The sequence below is a fragment of the Pedobacter aquatilis genome (genome assembly GCF_030409415.1).
In the GTDB taxonomy this organism is placed as follows: Bacteria; Bacteroidota; Bacteroidia; order Sphingobacteriales; family Sphingobacteriaceae; genus Pedobacter; species Pedobacter aquatilis.
In genome coordinates, this window is the sequence record NZ_JAUFPW010000012.1 from 601552 (window position 1) to 618568 (window position 17017).

General features: G+C 35.5%; 17 protein-coding genes. 9 read left to right on the forward strand and 8 right to left on the reverse strand.

Annotation, left to right across the window (positions count from 1 at the left end; genetic code table 11):
• Positions 1-11: 11 nt before the first annotated feature.
• A complete protein-coding gene (locus QWY86_RS06665; protein WP_290240050.1) occupies positions 12-593 on the reverse strand; it encodes a thymidine kinase in 582 nt (193 codons plus the stop codon).
• A gap of 454 nt (positions 594-1047) precedes the next feature.
• Here QWY86_RS06665 and QWY86_RS06670 point away from each other — a divergent pair, with 454 nt between their 5' ends.
• Together QWY86_RS06670 and QWY86_RS06675 are read left to right on the forward strand one after the other, a co-directional pair.
• The gene (locus QWY86_RS06670) at positions 1048-1302 is read left to right on the forward strand and encodes a hypothetical protein (RefSeq protein WP_290240052.1); all 255 of its coding nucleotides are present in this window, start codon (positions 1048-1050) and stop codon (positions 1300-1302) included.
• 148 nt (positions 1303-1450) lie between these two features.
• Complete coding sequence (locus QWY86_RS06675) at positions 1451-2602, forward strand: DUF8457 domain-containing protein (protein ID WP_290240054.1); 1152 nt, start codon at positions 1451-1453, stop codon at positions 2600-2602.
• A gap of 192 nt (positions 2603-2794) precedes the next feature.
• Here QWY86_RS06675 and rodA read toward each other — a convergent pair whose 3' ends face one another.
• The 6 genes from rodA to purH all read right to left on the reverse strand — a co-directional run bounded on the left by rodA (position 2795) and on the right by purH (position 10592).
• Positions 2795-4057 (reverse strand): rod shape-determining protein RodA, encoded by a 1263-nt coding sequence (rodA, locus tag QWY86_RS06680; protein ID WP_290240056.1) that lies wholly within the window; start codon positions 4055-4057, stop codon positions 2795-2797.
• Between the two features lie 13 nt (positions 4058-4070).
• On the reverse strand, positions 4071-6041 hold the full coding sequence (gene mrdA, locus QWY86_RS06685; protein ID WP_290240059.1) for a penicillin-binding protein 2: 1971 nt from the start codon (positions 6039-6041) through the stop codon (positions 4071-4073).
• Positions 6041-6556: a rod shape-determining protein MreD gene (locus tag QWY86_RS06690; RefSeq protein WP_290240061.1), complete on the reverse strand. Its 516-nt coding sequence runs from the start codon at positions 6554-6556 to the stop codon at positions 6041-6043. The genes mrdA and QWY86_RS06690 overlap by 1 nt, the downstream gene beginning before the upstream one ends.
• Positions 6553-7389, reverse strand: coding sequence for a rod shape-determining protein MreC (gene mreC / locus QWY86_RS06695; RefSeq protein ID WP_290240063.1), 837 nt, complete (start codon positions 7387-7389; stop codon positions 6553-6555). The genes QWY86_RS06690 and mreC overlap by 4 nt, the downstream gene beginning before the upstream one ends.
• 73 nt (positions 7390-7462) lie before the next feature.
• Positions 7463-8485 carry a rod shape-determining protein gene (locus QWY86_RS06700; RefSeq protein WP_290240065.1) on the reverse strand — a complete coding sequence of 341 codons (1023 nt, stop codon included), beginning with the start codon at positions 8483-8485 and terminating at the stop codon, positions 7463-7465.
• Between the two features lie 580 nt (positions 8486-9065).
• Complete coding sequence (purH, locus tag QWY86_RS06705; protein WP_290240067.1) at positions 9066-10592, reverse strand: bifunctional phosphoribosylaminoimidazolecarboxamide formyltransferase/IMP cyclohydrolase; 1527 nt, start codon at positions 10590-10592, stop codon at positions 9066-9068.
• Between the two features lie 39 nt (positions 10593-10631).
• Here purH and QWY86_RS06710 point away from each other — a divergent pair, with 39 nt between their 5' ends.
• Complete coding sequence (locus QWY86_RS06710) at positions 10632-10811, forward strand: hypothetical protein (RefSeq protein WP_290240069.1); 180 nt, start codon at positions 10632-10634, stop codon at positions 10809-10811.
• 26 nt (positions 10812-10837) lie between these two features.
• Here the strand turns inward: QWY86_RS06710 and purN are convergent, their stop codons facing one another.
• Positions 10838-11416 (reverse strand): phosphoribosylglycinamide formyltransferase, encoded by a 579-nt coding sequence (gene purN / locus QWY86_RS06715; RefSeq protein WP_290240071.1) that lies wholly within the window; start codon positions 11414-11416, stop codon positions 10838-10840.
• 234 nt (positions 11417-11650) lie between these two features.
• Between purN and rpsT the strand changes: the two genes are divergently transcribed.
• From rpsT to QWY86_RS06745, 6 genes are all read left to right on the forward strand, one after another.
• Positions 11651-11905 (forward strand): 30S ribosomal protein S20, encoded by a 255-nt coding sequence (gene rpsT, locus QWY86_RS06720; RefSeq protein WP_187593711.1) that lies wholly within the window; start codon positions 11651-11653, stop codon positions 11903-11905.
• 73 nt (positions 11906-11978) lie between these two features.
• Entirely contained in the window at positions 11979-12677 is a 699-nt protein-coding gene (radC, locus tag QWY86_RS06725; protein ID WP_290240077.1) for a RadC family protein, read from the forward strand.
• A gap of 66 nt (positions 12678-12743) precedes the next feature.
• Positions 12744-13580, forward strand: a complete 837-nt coding sequence (locus tag QWY86_RS06730) for an endonuclease/exonuclease/phosphatase family protein (protein ID WP_290240079.1) — start codon at positions 12744-12746, stop codon at positions 13578-13580.
• A 384-nt stretch (positions 13581-13964) separates the two neighbouring features.
• Entirely contained in the window at positions 13965-16364 is a 2400-nt protein-coding gene (gene pheT, locus QWY86_RS06735) for a phenylalanine--tRNA ligase subunit beta (protein ID WP_290240081.1), read from the forward strand.
• Positions 16365-16395: 31 nt separating this feature from the next.
• On the forward strand, positions 16396-16686 hold the full coding sequence (locus QWY86_RS06740) for a hypothetical protein (protein WP_290240083.1): 291 nt from the start codon (positions 16396-16398) through the stop codon (positions 16684-16686).
• Positions 16687-16719: 33 nt separating this feature from the next.
• Positions 16720-17010, forward strand: a complete 291-nt coding sequence (locus QWY86_RS06745; RefSeq protein ID WP_231462488.1) for a cell division protein ZapA — start codon at positions 16720-16722, stop codon at positions 17008-17010.
• The last annotated feature ends 7 nt before the right edge of the window (positions 17011-17017 follow it).

The following is a 17017-nucleotide window of genomic DNA, read 5'->3' on the forward strand; positions in this document are numbered from 1 at the left end:
TGGAGGATATTTTAGGACTTATTAATATTGTAGCAAGCCCGGCATCGCGGCTCATAACTTTCTTTCTCGCCCAATAAAACAGTAGATTCGTCTTCAACAGTTCTGTAGCTGTAAAGTGCGGGATTGCCACAGCAAACACACACAGCGTTTACTTTGGTAACATGTTCGGCAATTGCCATTAATCCTGGCATTGGCCCGAATGGTTTGCCGGTAAAATCCATATCCAAACCCGCAACAATTACCCTTATACCCCGCATCGCCAGTTTATTGCAAACATCCGGTAATTCATTGTCAAAAAACTGAGCCTCATCAATGCCAACCACTTGTGTGTTTGTTCCAAGCAACAAAATGGCCGAAGCGCTATCAACAGGTGTGGAATTGATTGAATTTAAATCGTGAGAAACGACAGCAGAATCGTGATAACGTGTATCTGTACGTGGCTTAAAAATTTCTACATTTAATTTTGCTATCTGTGCTCTTTTTAACCTTCTTATTAATTCCTCAGTTTTTCCTGAAAACATCGAACCGCAAACAACTTCAATACTGCCCGAAAATTCGCCCCTTCTTCTAAAATTTTGCTCGCTGAATAACATGGTTTAGTTTATGCTGTAGAAATTTAAATGAGTTTCAAAGTTATTAAAATATCTGATTTCATGAGGAAGCAGATTTAATTTTATCTCCCGATTCTTGGATGATTGAAATTCAATTTACCACCAATCTTTATTCTAATACGTAAGTAGTCTTCTTTACGTTTTCTTTAGGGTATGTCCACAGTGAGTCCGCAGTTAGTCCGCCTTTTGCTATGAAAATGCGGACTAATTGCAGAGGGTAGCAAGTTATACCCTGACTATGGCTTATTTAAAAGTGCAATGATCTAGGCATATGCATCCAGTAGAGTATGGATTGATAACCGTTCTAGATGGTTGTGCTTATGGACGATTACCAATACTGATGATAAATATTCCTAAAAAATCTAAGCCATTTATTTTTTCGTAAGTGTAAACCAAATACTGAAAGGCATGAATCTAACTTACTTTTAGCCCAGTTATGGAGAATCAAGATAAATTAAAAACATTGGATAACTTTCTCTTTCGGGTAAAGCAACTTCGCGGGTATGGCGATATGAACTCATTTAACCTTGTAAATGAATTAAAGGAGCTTTACGAAGTTTTACCAGAATCGCCAGAAAAAATAGATAATATTATTAAAGATTTAGCTGCACCACAAACATGGAGTAATGGCAAAAAGGCATTAAAGGATAGGGTTGAGCATGCAATTTCCGCGGCACATGATAATTCTTAATCCCAGTAATTAAAACAAATCATAACTTCTGATTGTGTTTCTTATTGATGGCTGATTTTTGAACAAAAGACTTCAATATCACTAATTAAGTGTTATTTTTGAATGTTTAGTTACAAACATAAATCAGCAAAAAAAACGTTTATAGTTTATGATGAATCAACGAGATATTTTCAGAAAAGTAGGTAGCATTTTAACAGAATTAAATGAGCAGTATGAGTTTCTAGCTCGAAATCCTGAAAAACTTAACCACTTGGAAGTTGAACTTTTTTTAGCTAATGCTGATTTCTTGGCAGATCATGTACGTGTTGTAAAAAAACTCAACCCCGATGAAACTGCTGATAAACACATCGAGACTGATTCAGCACATCTTTTAAATCAGCAAAATACCATAATTTTACCTGAAGTAAAAAGTTATAAGGAAGCCGAAGAATGCTTCGACCCAGTAGAATTACCCGAAGTTATTACGGCCGAAGAAGAAGAAGCCAGGGTAGATATTCAGCCTGAACAGGAAGTATTTGATGAGGAAAAAATTCAGCAAGAAACTGCTGATGATATTTTACACAAGGATTTTTTTAAACCCGACCAAGAAGAGAATACTTTTGAATTCGTTTTAGGAAATCATAATGTGGATGATAAGTTTGACTATGAGCAAAAATCTGTTGATGAGATTTTTGATAGACCATTAAGCAAAGCTGAAGAAGAAATTCTGGCTCAGAAAAAAAGGATTCAGGAAAAAGATGAACAACAGGAAAATGAACCTCTAGCGGCTGATGATGATGAAATGGGGCCTGAGCCATTTTTATTGCCTCACGAGGAACAAGTTGAAACGAGACCAATGGTTGAAACACTTTTTAATCAAGTAGAAGAAACACCTGTAGAAATTGTGAAACCTGTTGAATATGATGAGCCCATTATCGCTCCTGCAGTTGAAGATAGACCTGCTTTTATTCCACAAGCCGTGCCTGTTAAACCAACGCCACCTGTTGAAGATGCAAAAGCACCAACATTGAATGATCTATTGGCTAAAACTAACCAACAACCTCAAGAGCCTTCTAAAGCGCCAGTTGCAGATTTGAAACAGGTAATTAATTTAAACGAGAAACTTTTATTTATAAAAGATTTGTTTGGTGGTTATAATTTAGCGTATTCGGAAGCAATTGATATCGTTAACAAAATGCCAAATTTTGAATCAGCTGATAGTTTTTTACAAAATAATTACGCTGGTAAAAATAACTGGGCAGCAAAACAAGCTACTGTAGATCAGTTTTACGAATTGTTGAACAGGAGATTTGGAGCATAAGACTAAGAAATAAGGAGCAAAGATCAAAGAACAAGGAGTAAGAAACAAAGAGTAAAGATGAAAGAACAAGGAGTAAGGAACAAAGGAAAATACGCAAAGAATTACGCGTAAGCCTTATCAGGCAATTAAGTCTTTATTCTTTGCGCAATTATCTTTAATCTCTATTTATTTATCCTTAATCTTTTCTTCTTGCTAAATAAATCCCATTCTATTGGAATCCAGTTTTAAGAATATAAAAAGCAAAATTGTAAAACTCCATAATGAAGAACCACCGTAACTTATAAATGGTAATGGAATACCGATAACCGGAATAATTCCGATCGTCATACCGATATTTATAAATACGTGAAAAAACAGTATACAAGCTACACTATAACCATAAACTCTGGAAAATGTTGAACGTTGCCGTTCTGCAAGGTTAACTAATCTTAACAATAGGAAAATAAACAAGCCTATTATTATAGAGCATCCAACAAACCCCCATTCTTCACCTACAGTCGAGAATATAAAATCTGTACTTTGAGCAGGAACATAGCCATATTTTGTTTGTGTGCCTTGCAAAAATCCTCGTCCGGTTGCTTGTCCGGAACCAATTGCAATTTGCGATTGAATTACATTATAACCTGCACCCTTAGGATCTGTTTTTAAACCAAGCATTAGCTCAATTCGGCTGCGTTGATGTGGAGCAAGTATATTATTGAAAGCAACTTTCACTAAAAATAAATATGCGATTGCAATTATAGTAACCAAAACAGTCGTGATAATTATGGTCTGTTTTCTTTTGTTTGCATAAATAAATAAACCAGCTATGGTTATAATAATTCCAATAAGAACTGCACTTGGAACAAGGAAATCGGCTACAAACAATACAATCATTCCCAAAAATATCAATAGAAAATAGCCTGATAAACCTTCTCGGTATAATGGGAACATAAAAGCTAAAAATACAAGAGCAGAACCTGTATCGGGCTGAAGCATAATTAAAGCTAAAGGTGCTAAAACGATAATTGCAGCAAAAAATATAGATTTAAAATCCCTGAACTTTGGATTAAATGAGCTTACATACCTGGCTAAAAAAAGTGCTGTTCCGAATTTTGCAAACTCAGAAGGTTGTAATCGGAATGAGCCTATAGGTATCCAGGCTTGGTTTCCGCCCACATTTCGACCAACAAATAAAACAACAACCAATAGTATTAATGTTCCACCGTAAATAAAAGGGGAGAACACATTGAACAGTCTACCATCAAATAATAATATCGATAAGCCCAAAATCAATCCTGAGATGATATAGATAAGTTGTTTTCCATAGCTACTTCCAAAATCAAAAGCAGAAGAATTCTCTGGATGAGGAATTGAAGCATAAATGTTAACAAAACCAATGGCACATAAACAAATATAGATTAGTACCGTAATCCAATCAACATTAAAGAAAAATCGGTTGCCCTGCTGTTGCATTATTGATTTGTATTTACTTAGGTTTGGTTGTTAACTTTGCAGAAATTGTATTTTTCAAAGTCGCGGATTTTATTCTAATGCTGTCTTGAATTCTTTTGGAAGAATCAGCTTTTTTAATTGCAGCACTATCTGCTTTTGTTAGTTTTGGTTTCTTCGTTTTATCGATAATTAATGGTAAAAGATTCTGGCTTTTCATCCACTCTACCTGATTTGCCCTTGCGCCCGATACTTGTCTGGTTATATATTTCTCAACCATATAACTGGCAATTGGTGCAGCATAGGTACTTCCATAACCTGCATTTTCTACAATTACTGCAATGGCAATTTTAGGATTATCGCGAGGGGCAAATCCAATAAACACAGAGTGATTTTTTCCTCTCGAGTTTTGTACCGTTCCGGTTTTACCACACATTAAAATATTTGGGATTCGAGATAGTGTTGCCGTACCCCAAGCGGTGTTTACTGCATCTTGCATTCCATCAATTACTGGTTCAAAATGCTTCGCATCAACGCCCACGTAATTTTTCTCAACATATTCTTTTTTAATTCTATCGCCTATGGCTTTAATTAAATGTGGTTTAATATAATAACCACGATTGGCAATAACGGCCATAGCATTGGCGATTTGCAGAGGTGTAGCCGTAATTTCGCCCTGACCAATTGCCTGAGAAATTACATTTGTATAACCCCATCTGTTATTGTAAATTTTATCGTAATGGTCTGAATTATAAAAATAGCCTTTCTTTTCGAAAGGTAAATCGATATCCAACTTGGTTCCAAACCCGAATTTTGCAACTTTATCACGCCATTCTTGATAAGTTGGACGCTGTTTTTTCATCCCATTTTTTGTTATTAATTTTTGAAAAACATAACAAAAATACGTGTTGCAAGAACGGGCAATGCCTTTTCTTAAACTTATTGGTCCATCGAAGTGTTCACATTTAATTCTGCGATTTCCGGCTTGATAATAGTGCGGGCAAAAAAATGTTGTATTCGGATCGATAACACCTTCCTGTAAACCAATTAATGCATCGATGGGCTTAAAAGCAGAGCCAGGAGGATAATAACCTTGAATGGCTCTTGGGTACGAAGGACGATATGGATTTCCGATTAAATTCATGTAGTGGTTACCTTGATCTTTACCCACTAGTAAATTTGGGTCGTAACCAGGACTACTTACCATTGCAATAACTTCTCCTGTAGCAGGCTCAATTGCAACAATTGCACCAACCTTATTCTGCATTAATTCCTCGCCTAATCTTTGTACCTGAATATCTATACCAGAAATTAGGCGTTCGCCAGCAACTGCATTAATGTCATATTTACCATTAGCATAACTGCCTTGTGGAGTGTTTTTAGCATCATAAACGGTGTTGACGACACCACGTTCTCCCCTTAAAACTTCTTCATAAGCCCTTTCAAGTCCGCTCTGCCCTTTGTAATCTCCAGATTTATAATAACCCTCAGATTTATCAATATCCTGTTGACTAACTTCTTTAACATAACCAAAAAGAAGACCTGCCAAGCTATCCGGATAATGGCGTATGGTTCTATCCTGAGTAGAAAATCCTGGAAAACGGTACATAATTTCTTGTAACCGAGCATAACTTTGAACAGAAATTTGCTTAACAAACGGTGTTGCCTGATAAGGGGATTTTGCTCGGGCTTTACGCATAAATTTACGGGCATCAACCATCGTAATTTCCAAGGCATTTGCTAAAGCAACGGTGTCGAAAGGTTTAACCTCATTCGGAATCACCATTAAATCATATACAGGCTCGTTTTGAACAATTACTTTTCCTGTTCTATCCAAAATTGCGCCACGGGCGGGGTATTTAAATTTCTTTTTTAATACATTGCTTTCAGCAGAAACAAAGGCTTTATCGCTAATGATTTGTATATAGAAAAGCTTTGCCAAAAGAATTAAGGCAACTACAATAAACAATCCTTGAATAATATACTTTCTGTTAAATAATTGATCCATTAGCGGGATGTTCTTTTATAGAAGATAAACTCTACAAGTAAGATAATAAGTAGTGTAAATATACAACTTAAGCCGCATCTCATTAACGTATAATTAATTTCTGTAAGCCTAAATGTTTCTAAAAAGAACAGAACTAAATGATGCGAAATCACGCAAAGCAGTGCATATAATGAAAACCATTGGAAGCCCATATAACTTAAAGATGGCTCCGGATCATCAATCGAATCGCGATTTAAACTTATTGAGATAAAGGAAATTCTTACAAAAGCCATAACTGTACAAGCTGTTGCATGTACACCCATTGTATCGTAAAATGCATCTAATATTAAACCAGTTGCAAAAGCTAAACCATATAGTAAAATGTTTGGAATGCTAAAAGGAAGTAGCAGGATAAATAAAACGTATATAAATGGCGTAGATAAATCATAAAAGCCCATGTTTTTGAGCAGGAATATCTGAACAAACAAAAGGATGAACCATCTGATTATGTTAACTATTATTAATCTACTGTTCATTTCGGAATAACAGGGTTTTCTAAAAGATCTTGTTCTTTTGCTAATTTATCTTTTATAACATAAACATACTGTAGTGTACCAAAATCGTTAAATAAATTTAGTTCACCGGATAGGAAATTATCGTTTGTTGCAACACCGGTTTTAATTAATCTACCTACCGGGATACCAGCAGGAAATTTCCCAAAACCAGAAGTTATTACAGTATCACCAACATTCATTTTAATATGATTGGGCACTTCTTTTATAAATGCCCTTCTTATGTCAAAGTTGTTTTCTCCCCAAACTAGCGAGCCTAAGGCATTTGTTTTCTTTAGTGTTACACTAATTTTTGTGTCTTTATGCAATAGCGATTGTATGGTAGCAAGATGCGCAGAAACATCTCTTATAAAACCAACAACACCTTTCTGTGGTGAAATAACAGCCATTCCGGTTTCAATTCCATCAACTGAACCTTTATTTATAGTCATTACATTATTCCGCAAAGTAATTGAGTTTTTAACAACCTTTGCAGCGAGGTAAGTATATTGCTGGTTGGTTACGGTATCACTTACCTTAATATCTTTAGCAGAATCTACTGTAGTAATGGCTAACAACTTAGACTTAAGCTTTGCATTTTCTGCTGCCAAACTATCATTAACCATTCCCAGATTCAGATATCTTTTAAGAACATTTAAATTCTCGTACGCGTTACCAACAATTTCGTTTGATGAATTTAATGTTACACTACGCGGATAGGCATTATTTTTTATCGTAAGGTAAATCCCAATGATAAAAAAAATTATAAATAAAAAGAATGCGTTATATCTGCTTATAAAAATCCAAAGGTTACGCATTTAGGTTCTAAGTTATATGTGATACGTTGTAAGTCAAAAACGTAAAACGTATAACTTACAACGTAAAACTCGATTACTGCATTAAAAATTTATAATTACCAATATTTTTAAGGGCAATGCCTGTTCCACGTACTACCGCACGAAGTGGATCTTCTGCAACGTGTACAGGTAATTTTGTTTTAGCGGCAACACGTTTATCTAAGCCTCTTAATAATGCACCACCACCTGTTAAATAAATACCGGTTTGGTAAATATCTGCAGATAATTCTGGGGGTGTAATCTCTAATGCCTTTAAGATTGCTTCCTCAATTTTAGAAATTGATTTATCTAAACAGTGTGCAATTTCAGTATAAGATACTGTGATTTGTTTCGGTACTCCAGTCATTAAGTCACGACCTTGAACTGCAAAATCAGACGGTGCATCCTGTAATTCAGGTAAAGCCGCACCAACTTCAATTTTAATCTTCTCTGCCGTACGGTCGCCAATCATGATATTGTGCTGACGGCGAATGTAATTTACAATATCCGAGTCAAAATTATCTCCCGCAACGCGGATAGATTGGTCGCAAACAATACCAGATAATGCAATAACAGCAATTTCAGTAGTACCACCACCAATATCGATAATCATATTACCCATCGGTTCCTCAACATCAATACCAATACCAACGGCAGCTGCCATTGGCTCGTGTATTAAATAAACTTCTTTCGCACCTGCAATTTCAGCTGAATCACGTACTGCACGTTTCTCAACTTCAGTAATTCCAGAAGGAATACAAATTACCATACGTAATGATGGGAACATCCAGCCTTTACCGCCATTAAGCATTCTAATCATGCCTTTAATCATCGCTTCAGCGGCGTTAAAATCGGCAATAACACCATCTTTTAGTGGGCGAACGGTTTTAATATTATCGTGGGTTTTACCCTCCATTTGCATCGCCTGACGGCCAATTGCGATAACTTTATTTGTAGTGCGGTCAAAAGCTACGATAGATGGTTCATCTACAACAACTTTGTCGTTATGTATAATCAGGGTGTTCGCAGTGCCTAAATCAATGGCAACTTCTTGCGTAAACCAGTTAAATAATCCCATGTAAAAGGTGTCTTTATTTTAATTTGTTTAAATCTATACTATTCCTAATGTAAAAATAGGATTTTTATTGTTTTATGTTTGATTTTCATTACTCATTTAATTGATTTTGTTGCAATTAAAATCTTTTGAAAATCATGAACGGTCATTCTTCGGTTAAATCAGTCCCACTTTTTTTTCACCCGATGAAAAATGGGGATCCACTTCAAATGGGCATAATTTACTTTGGATTGTGAAAAATCCTCCCCCTGCTCCTCCAAAGGGGGATGCCCCTCAAAGTTTAATATTGTGCATGCTCTTTCCCAGTCAATAGGTTTAATTTATTAGTAATTGCTGCTACATATGTGCAAATTGCGTATACCACCCCGCCCTGCGGGCATCCATCAAGAGGGAATTTCCCCTCAAAGCTTTAAACCAAGCATATCATATAGACTATCATTATTGCGAGGTACGAAGCAATCTAACTTCTAAGGTTTCTAGCGCTTTAAGATTGCTTCGTACTTCGCAATGACTGGCTATTATCCTTCGACAAGCTTAGGATGACAAATTCTCTAACCCTTTAATCTTAATCTCTCAACTCCTTTTAATGTTTGAAATGCCTAACGCCGGTAGTTACCATTGCAATGCCTTTTTCGTTGGCTTTCGCTACCGAATCTGCATCTTTAATAGATCCGCCAGGTTGTAAAACAGCAGCAATACCTGCATCAGCAGCAATCTCCACACAATCAGGGAAAGGGAAAAATGCATCAGATGCCATCGAAGCACCTTTAACACTAAAGCCAAATGATTCTGCCTTTTCAATCGCTTGTCTTAACGCATCAACGCGTGATGTTTGACCAACACCGCTTGCAATTAAAACATCATCTTTAACCAACACAATGGTATTTGATTTAGTATGTTTTACGATTTTATTAGCGAAGAATAAATCTTTTAATTCTTGTGCTGTTGGCGCTTTATCGGTAACGGTAGTCATTTGCTCCGGACCTTCGATAATTAAATCTTTATCTTGTTCAATTACACCATTTAATAAAGTTTTGAATTGTTTTTTGCTCAATTCAACTTCATTACGTTGCAAAATAACACGGTTTTTCTTTTTGCTGAATAATTCAATTGCTTCTGGCTGGTAAGATGGTGCAATTAAAACCTCAAAAAATAAGTTGTTAATTTCTTCGGCTGTAGCCAAATCAACCTCACGGTTTGTAATTAATACGCCACCAAAAGCAGAAACAGGGTCGCAAGCTAAAGCATCAACCCAAGCTTGTTTAACCGTTGGGCGAGATGCAATACCGCAAGCATTCGTGTGTTTTAAAATCGCAAATGTTGGTTCTTCAAATTCATCAATTAATGCAACGGCAGCATCAACATCTACTAAGTTATTATATGAAAGTTCTTTACCGTTCAATTTGGTAAACATTGCATCTAAATCACCATAAAAAACACCACCTTGATGAGGGTTTTCTCCGTAACGTAAAGTTTTAGCTTCAGTAACACTTTGTTTAAAAACATCAAGCGGTTCTTCCTGATTAAAGTAATTAAAAATTGCAGTATCATAATGAGAAGAAGTATGGAAAGCTGTTTTAGCAAAAGCTTTACGTTGCGCTAAAGTAGTTTCCCCATTCTGAGCTTCTAATTGAGCCTGTAGAGTAGGGTAGTCGTTCTTTGATGCTATAATTACAACATCATTAAAGTTTTTAGCTGCAGCACGAATTAAAGAGATACCACCAATATCGATTTTCTCAATAATTTCTTCGGCAGTACCACCACCTTTAACAGTTTCTTCGAATGGGTATAAATCAACAATAACCAAGTCAATTTCAGGGATTTCATATTCGGCAATTTGTTGTTTATCACCTTCTAAACCTCTGCGGTTTAAGATACCACCAAATACTTTTGGGTGTAAAGTTTTAACACGTCCGCCTAAAATTGAAGGATAACCCGTTAAATCTTCGACCGCTGTAACCGGCAGGTTTAAGTCTTTAATAAATTGTTCAGTTCCACCTGTAGAAAATAATTGTACTCCATGCTTGGCAAGTAATTCTACCAATGGTGCTAAACCATCTTTATAATATACTGAAATTAAAGCGTTTTTGATTTTAATGGGTTGACTCATTTTACTGTAAATTTTGAGCCGCAAAGGTAGTAAAACAGAATGTTTTTTTTGTATGATAAAGCTGTAAAAAGTGGATTATTTCATCAAAGAAATATCGGGCAATTGATAATGCCTTCAATTATCATCCACGCTACTTATTTTGAAGTAAAAAATGTTGAAGTCTACGTAAATAAAAGAAGTGACTTTTTGCCGCAGTTTGGTGCTCTAAAGATAGTTTGAATGCTTTTTATAAGTTTAAGAATTAACTACTTCTTAATCTTCTTTATAATGCTTTCTACAATTCTTGGGTAATGTAAATGCTCAAGTTGCTGACCTTTAAATTTAATCATTTCAAGGTTGTCATTTTTATCTACCTTATATCTGGCCTGGTAAATATACTCGCCCTCGTCGTAATGCTCATTTACATAATGAATGGTAATGCCACCCTCGGCTTCGCCTGCGGCTATAACAGCATTATGCACATTGTCGCCATACATGCCCTTGCCACCAAACTTAGGTAATATTGCAGGGTGTATATTTATGATTCTACCCGGGTAAGCAGCAATTAAATTTTTAGGCACGAGCCAAAGAAATCCGGCTAAAACGATAAGATCTATGTCGAGATTTTTTAATAAATCGATTACTTCTTCAGTTTTATAAAATTCGTGTTTATCAAAAACGTGACTCGGAATTTCGAAATTATCTGCTCGTTGCAAAACGTAAGCATCTGCATTGTTGGTTAATACTAATGAAATTTCCGTATCGGTGCTTCTCTTAAAATGCTCCATTAGTTTTTGGGCATTTGAGCCCGAACCTGAAGCAAATATGGCTATTCGTTTTTTCACTAAAAATTCGTTTTGCTCAAAAATAGCATTTTTAGGCAGGTTTAATAGAAAACATTTTAATAATCTATAATAGCTTATACAAAGCAGAAAAATAACAGTATTTTTGCATCGATTATTAAGGGAGAAAAAAATATAATAAAAAAGTTAAAAGTGTTTTGTTATTTAAAAACATTAATTCTATATTTGCATCCCGAATTAAAGGAAACGATTAAAGAAAAAAATAAAGGCTAAGCAATGGCAAATCATAAATCTTCATTAAAAAGAATTAGAGCAAACGCTACAAAACGTTTACGTAACAGATATCAGGCAAAAACTACACGTACATTTATCAAAAGATTACGTGCGGCTGAAGATAAAAAATCTGCATCAGATTTATTGCCTAAAGTAATTTCTATGTTAGATCGTTTAGCTAAGAAAAACGTTATTCACAAAAACAAAGCAGCTAACAATAAATCAAAATTAACGAAATTCGTTAACGGTTTAAAATAAGCTAATTTTTTACGATATTAGTAAAAGGCATCCCAACCGCAAGTTGGGATGCCTTTTTTTTGCGTAAAAAATTATGGAAAACTACGAACAGAAATTAGGAATTAAACTTTGGGCAGAGGAAGACCGACCAAGGGAAAAATTATTATTGAATGGAAGGAGGCACTTAACCGATGCCGAACTCATTGCGATTTTAATTGGCTTGGGTAATAAAAATGAAAGTGCCGTTGATTTAAGTAAACGCATATTAAGTGCTTTTCAAAATAATTTAACAAAGCTTGGTATGGCCTCTACAGCAGAGCTTTCAAAGTTCAAAGGTATAGGAGAGGCTAAAGCAATTTCTATTGTTGCTGCACTTGAATTGGGCTTACGCCGAAAGGAAACTGCCGTGGATGATGTTGTTAAAGTAACGGCATCAAGCGATGTATACAAATATCTTTATCAAACTTTTGCGCATTTAAACCATGAAGAATTCTGGATTTTGTTGCTCAATCGATCTAACAAAATCATCGGTAAGCATTTAATAAGCAAGGGCGGCCAGGCTGGTACTGTTGCGGACCCGAAAATTATTTTCAAAGTTGGGCTGGAAAACAATGCAGCCTATATTGTTTTGGCTCATAACCATCCCTCCGGAAATTTAAAACCAAGTGATAGTGATAATAAATTAACGTCTAATATGGTTTCATCCGGTAATTTACTTAGTATGCCTGTTATCGACCATTTAATTTTTACAGATAATGCTTATTACAGTTATAGAGATGAGGGACTTATTTAAGCATAAAACAATTGTTACTTAACATGAAATCAACATTGAGCATAAACAATTTTGTATTTTAGCTGCATGAAAAACTTAGTAACCATTGCAATTTGTTTGTGTTTATCGATACATGTTTTTGCCCAAAAAGGCGAAAAGCCTTTAAATGTTATAACTTATAACATCAGATATAATAATCCTGGCGATGGCGTTAATGCCTGGCCTAATCGCAAGGAAAATGTTAAGGCCTTAGTTAAGTTTTATGATGCAGATATTTTATGTGTGCAGGAAGCTTTGGCAGATCAATTTGATGATTTATTAGCGAACTCAAATTTCGATTTTGTTGGAGTTGGTAGAGATGATGGTAAACGCAAAGGTGAATTTTCTGCTGTATATTTCGATAAAACCAGGTTTACTAAAAAGGACGGAGGTACTTTTTGGTTATCTGAAACACCGGATGTACCATCAAAAGGATGGGATGCTGTGTTGCCAAGGGTATGCAGTTGGGTGAGATTATATGATAAGTTAAATAAGAAAGAATTTTTAGTTTTTAACACACATTACGACCATGTAGGTGTTAAAGCCCGTATTGAATCAGCAAAGCTGATTAAACAAAAAATACAAGAAATTGCACCAAAATTACCTGTTATTTATACTGGTGATTTAAATGTTACGCCAGAAACCGAAGCGATATCTACTATAAAATCTTTTCTTCTGGATGCTAAGGAAATTACACAAGAGCCACCCTATGGCCCAAATGGAACATTTAATGCTTTCGATTTTAACAGCGAGCTGAAAAATAGAATCGATTATGTTTTTGTGAACAAGGGTTTTAAAGTTCAAAAATTTGCTGTGTTGAGCGATAGTAAGGATAAAAGGTATCCTTCTGATCATTTACCTGTTTTTGTGCGCCTTTGGTTCTAGCTTGGCCTGTTTTAATTATTCAGTTATTGTCGTCATTTCGAGCGAAGTAAAGCGCCAAGAAGTGTTTAGGGTTCAAAGATCTCGCCGTTCCGCTGCGCTCCAATCGAGATGACGGCTTTAGAAGTCTTCGTGTCGATGGCAGTGGAGAACCACGAAGTGCTCAGCGAAGCTAAATCTTTTAAAGTAGAAAAAATTCAGGGTTCAAAGATCTCTCCATTTCGCTGCGCTCTGTCGAGATGACGGAGGGCTAAATTTTATTACATCAAGATTTCTCGATTAGCTTTCTGCTTTAACCTTTAAATAATATCTTTGCGTTTTATAAAATTACTGTATTTAGTGAAGGCATACGCTTTGATACTTGATACAATTACTTGATTCTTAAAAATGAAAATATCATACAACTGGTTAAAGCAATTCATTAAAATAGATAAAACCCCGCAAGAACTTTCGCTGATTTTAACTAACATTGGTTTAGAAGTTGAAAGCGTAGATAAGGTGCAGCCAGTTGTTGGTGGCTTAGAAGGTTTGGTAATCGGTGAAGTTTTAACTTGCATACAGCATCCTAATGCCGATCGTTTACGTGTTACAACCGTAAATGTTGGTGGTAAAGAGAACTTACAAATTGTTTGTGGTGCACCAAATGTTGGCGCAGGGCAAAAAGTTGTTGTGGCTACAGTTGGTACAACTGTTTATCCGTTAGAAGGAGAACCTTTTAAAATTAAGGAATCGAAAATCAGGGGTGAAGTATCTCAAGGGATGATTTGTGCTGAAGATGAAATTGGTTTAGGTAAATCTCACGATGGAATTATGATTCTTCCAGCTGAAACTCAAATTGGAATTTTAGCCAAAGAACATTTCCAAATGGATGATGATTTTGTTTTTGAAATAGGTTTAACGCCAAACCGTGCTGATGCTGCTTCGCATTTAGGTGTGGCAAGAGATTTAGCCGCTTACTTCAGAACTGAATTTGAAATGCCTGATTTATCATCTTTTAAAACTGACAACGAAGATTTAGTTATTCCGGTAGAGATTGAAGATCTAGAGGCTTGTCCGCGTTACAGCAGTGTTACGATTTCTGGTGTTACAGTAACCGACTCTCCGGATTGGTTAAAAGACAAATTAAAGGTAATTGGTTTAAGACCGATAAATAATGTTGTTGATATTACAAACTATGTTTTGCATGGCTTTGGTCAGCCTTTGCATGCTTTTGATGCGGATAAAATTGCAGGTGGAAAAGTAATTGTAAAGAAGGTTGCAGAAGGTTCGCCTTTTGTAACGCTTGATGATGTTGAGCGTAAGTTAAGTGCAGATGATTTAATGATTTGCAATGCGGATTCGCCAATGTGTATTGCTGGTGTATTTGGCGGTAAAACATCTGGTGTAGATACTGCTACCAAAAACATTTTCTTAGAAAGTGCTTACTTCAATTCGGTTTCTGTACGTAAAACGGCTAAAAGACATGGATTAAAAACTGATGCTTCTTTCCGTTTTGAAAGAGGTACTGATCCTGAAATGACGGTTACTGCATTAAAATACGCAGCACTTTTAATTAAAGAGCTTGCCGGAGGTACCATTTCATCATCAGTTTCTGATATTTATCCAAATCATATTAAGCCATTTGAATTTGAGGTTAGCTACTCAAGCATTAATAAATTAATTGGCGCAAATATTCCTGCAGCAGAAATTAAACATATTATTACGGCATTAGGTATTTCGGCTACAAATACATCCGATGATACTTTGGCGCTTCGAGTGCCATCATTTAAGGTTGATGTAACCCGCGAATGTGACATTACAGAAGAAGTTTTAAGAATTTACGGTTATAACAACATCGAAATTCCTTCAAAAATTAATGCTTCGCTTTCTTACACTTCAAAGCCAGATAAAGAAAACACGCAAAATGCGATTGCAGATATGCTTACTGCAAATGGTTATGCCGAAATCTGGTGTAATTCGTTAACTAAGTCGGCTTATTCTAAAAAGACAGATGAGGCTGTTTTTATATTAAATCCGCTAAGTAGCGATTTGAATGTAATGCGCCAGAGTTTGTTAATGCCTGCCTTGGAAAGTGTTGCATATAACCAAAACCGTAAAAATGCTGATGTTAAATTCTATGAATTTGGCAAAACCTATCATTTAATTAACGAGCAATATGTTGAGCGTCCGCGTTTGTTATTGTTAATTTCTGGCGCTACAGAAAGTGAGCAATGGAACCAAAAAGCAAAGTCATCAAGTTTTTATAATCTTAAGGCTGCTGTTGATGCTGTTGTAACTCGTTTAGGCATTACCACTTATCAATCTGATGTGTTAACTGATGAAAACTTTGCTTATGGCATAAAATATTTCAGAGGAGATAAAGTTATTGTGAACTTTGGTGCTGCTACCAAAACCGATAGAAAAGTGGCTGATGTAAATGCTGAGGTCTTCTATGCAGATTTCGACTGGTCGGTTTTATTGGATATCGTTCGTAAAAATAAGATTGTAAATAAAGAGGTTTCAAAATACCCGCAGGTGAGAAGAGATTTATCACTACTAATTGATAAGCAAATTACATTTGAAACCTTAAAGGGGATTGCATTTAAAACCGATAAAAAGCTGATTAAAGAAGTTGGCGTTTTTGATGTTTACGAAGGCGATAAATTACCTGAAGGGAAAAAATCGTATGCATTAAATTTCATTTTGCAAGATGAAGAACAAACGCTTACAGATAAGCAGATTGAGCAAACCATGCAGAAATTAATTAGCAATTTAACTGCTCAAGCTGGCGCAGAAATTAGGAAATAAAATATTATTTTGTATTTTTAAAAATAAATTCATGACTTCTGTTGCAGAACAATTAAGTAAAGTAATACAAAAAACAACACGAATTATCGAGTTGTGTAATGCCTTACAGGAAGAAAATGATTTATTAAAGCTTGAGAATCAATCGTTAAAAGTTGCACTTGATACTTCTAAAGTAAAACATGTAGACCTTGAAGAAAAATTGAGGGTTACAAAACTTGCTAAAAGTATCGAAGGTACAAGTGAGAAGTCGCTTGATATTAAACAAAAAATTAACGATTTTGTGCGGGAGATAGACAAAAGTATTGCATTGCTTAAAAAATAAGTGAGGCAAAAAAAATCGAAACTAAGCTAAACAATGGGAGAAATCTCTATTAAAATAACCATTTCCGACCGTATTTACCCTTTAAAGGTTAATATGGAAGAGGAAGAGATTGTGAGACGAGCAGCAAAAATGATTAATGAGCGCATAAAAGACTATCAGGAAAATTATGCGGTTAGAGATAAGCAGGATTTACTTTCTATGGCGGTATTGCATTATGCAACTGCTGTATTAAGAACGGAGAACAAAGTTCAAAACCAGGATACTGCTGTTGCTGATAAAGTTGAAGAATTGGATGTTTTATTAAACGATTTCTTTTCAAAATAAGGTACGT

What these genes read in the sequence shown, in the direction of transcription:
- mrdA (WP_290240059.1), bottom strand. Translation starts at nt 6,041, where the DNA reads ATGGATCAATTATTTAACAGAAAGTATATTATTCAAGGATTGTTTATT.
- QWY86_RS06690 (WP_290240061.1), bottom strand. Translation starts at nt 6,556, where the DNA reads ATGAACAGTAGATTAATAATAGTTAACATAATCAGATGGTTCATCCTT.
- pheT (WP_290240081.1), top strand. Translation starts at nt 13,965, where the DNA reads ATGAAAATATCATACAACTGGTTAAAGCAATTCATTAAAATAGATAAA.
- purH (WP_290240067.1), bottom strand. Translation starts at nt 10,592, where the DNA reads ATGAGTCAACCCATTAAAATCAAAAACGCTTTAATTTCAGTATATTAT.
- radC (WP_290240077.1), top strand. Translation starts at nt 11,979, where the DNA reads ATGGAAAACTACGAACAGAAATTAGGAATTAAACTTTGGGCAGAGGAA.
- QWY86_RS06745 (WP_231462488.1), top strand. Translation starts at nt 16,720, where the DNA reads ATGGGAGAAATCTCTATTAAAATAACCATTTCCGACCGTATTTACCCT.
- QWY86_RS06675 (WP_290240054.1), top strand. Translation starts at nt 1,451, where the DNA reads ATGATGAATCAACGAGATATTTTCAGAAAAGTAGGTAGCATTTTAACA.
- QWY86_RS06665 (WP_290240050.1), bottom strand. Translation starts at nt 593, where the DNA reads ATGTTATTCAGCGAGCAAAATTTTAGAAGAAGGGGCGAATTTTCGGGC.
- QWY86_RS06700 (WP_290240065.1), bottom strand. Translation starts at nt 8,485, where the DNA reads ATGGGATTATTTAACTGGTTTACGCAAGAAGTTGCCATTGATTTAGGC.
- rpsT (WP_187593711.1), top strand. Translation starts at nt 11,651, where the DNA reads ATGGCAAATCATAAATCTTCATTAAAAAGAATTAGAGCAAACGCTACA.
- QWY86_RS06670 (WP_290240052.1), top strand. Translation starts at nt 1,048, where the DNA reads ATGGAGAATCAAGATAAATTAAAAACATTGGATAACTTTCTCTTTCGG.
- QWY86_RS06740 (WP_290240083.1), top strand. Translation starts at nt 16,396, where the DNA reads ATGACTTCTGTTGCAGAACAATTAAGTAAAGTAATACAAAAAACAACA.
- mreC (WP_290240063.1), bottom strand. Translation starts at nt 7,389, where the DNA reads ATGCGTAACCTTTGGATTTTTATAAGCAGATATAACGCATTCTTTTTA.
- QWY86_RS06730 (WP_290240079.1), top strand. Translation starts at nt 12,744, where the DNA reads ATGAAAAACTTAGTAACCATTGCAATTTGTTTGTGTTTATCGATACAT.
- rodA (WP_290240056.1), bottom strand. Translation starts at nt 4,057, where the DNA reads ATGCAACAGCAGGGCAACCGATTTTTCTTTAATGTTGATTGGATTACG.
- QWY86_RS06710 (WP_290240069.1), top strand. Translation starts at nt 10,632, where the DNA reads ATGTTTTTTTTGTATGATAAAGCTGTAAAAAGTGGATTATTTCATCAA.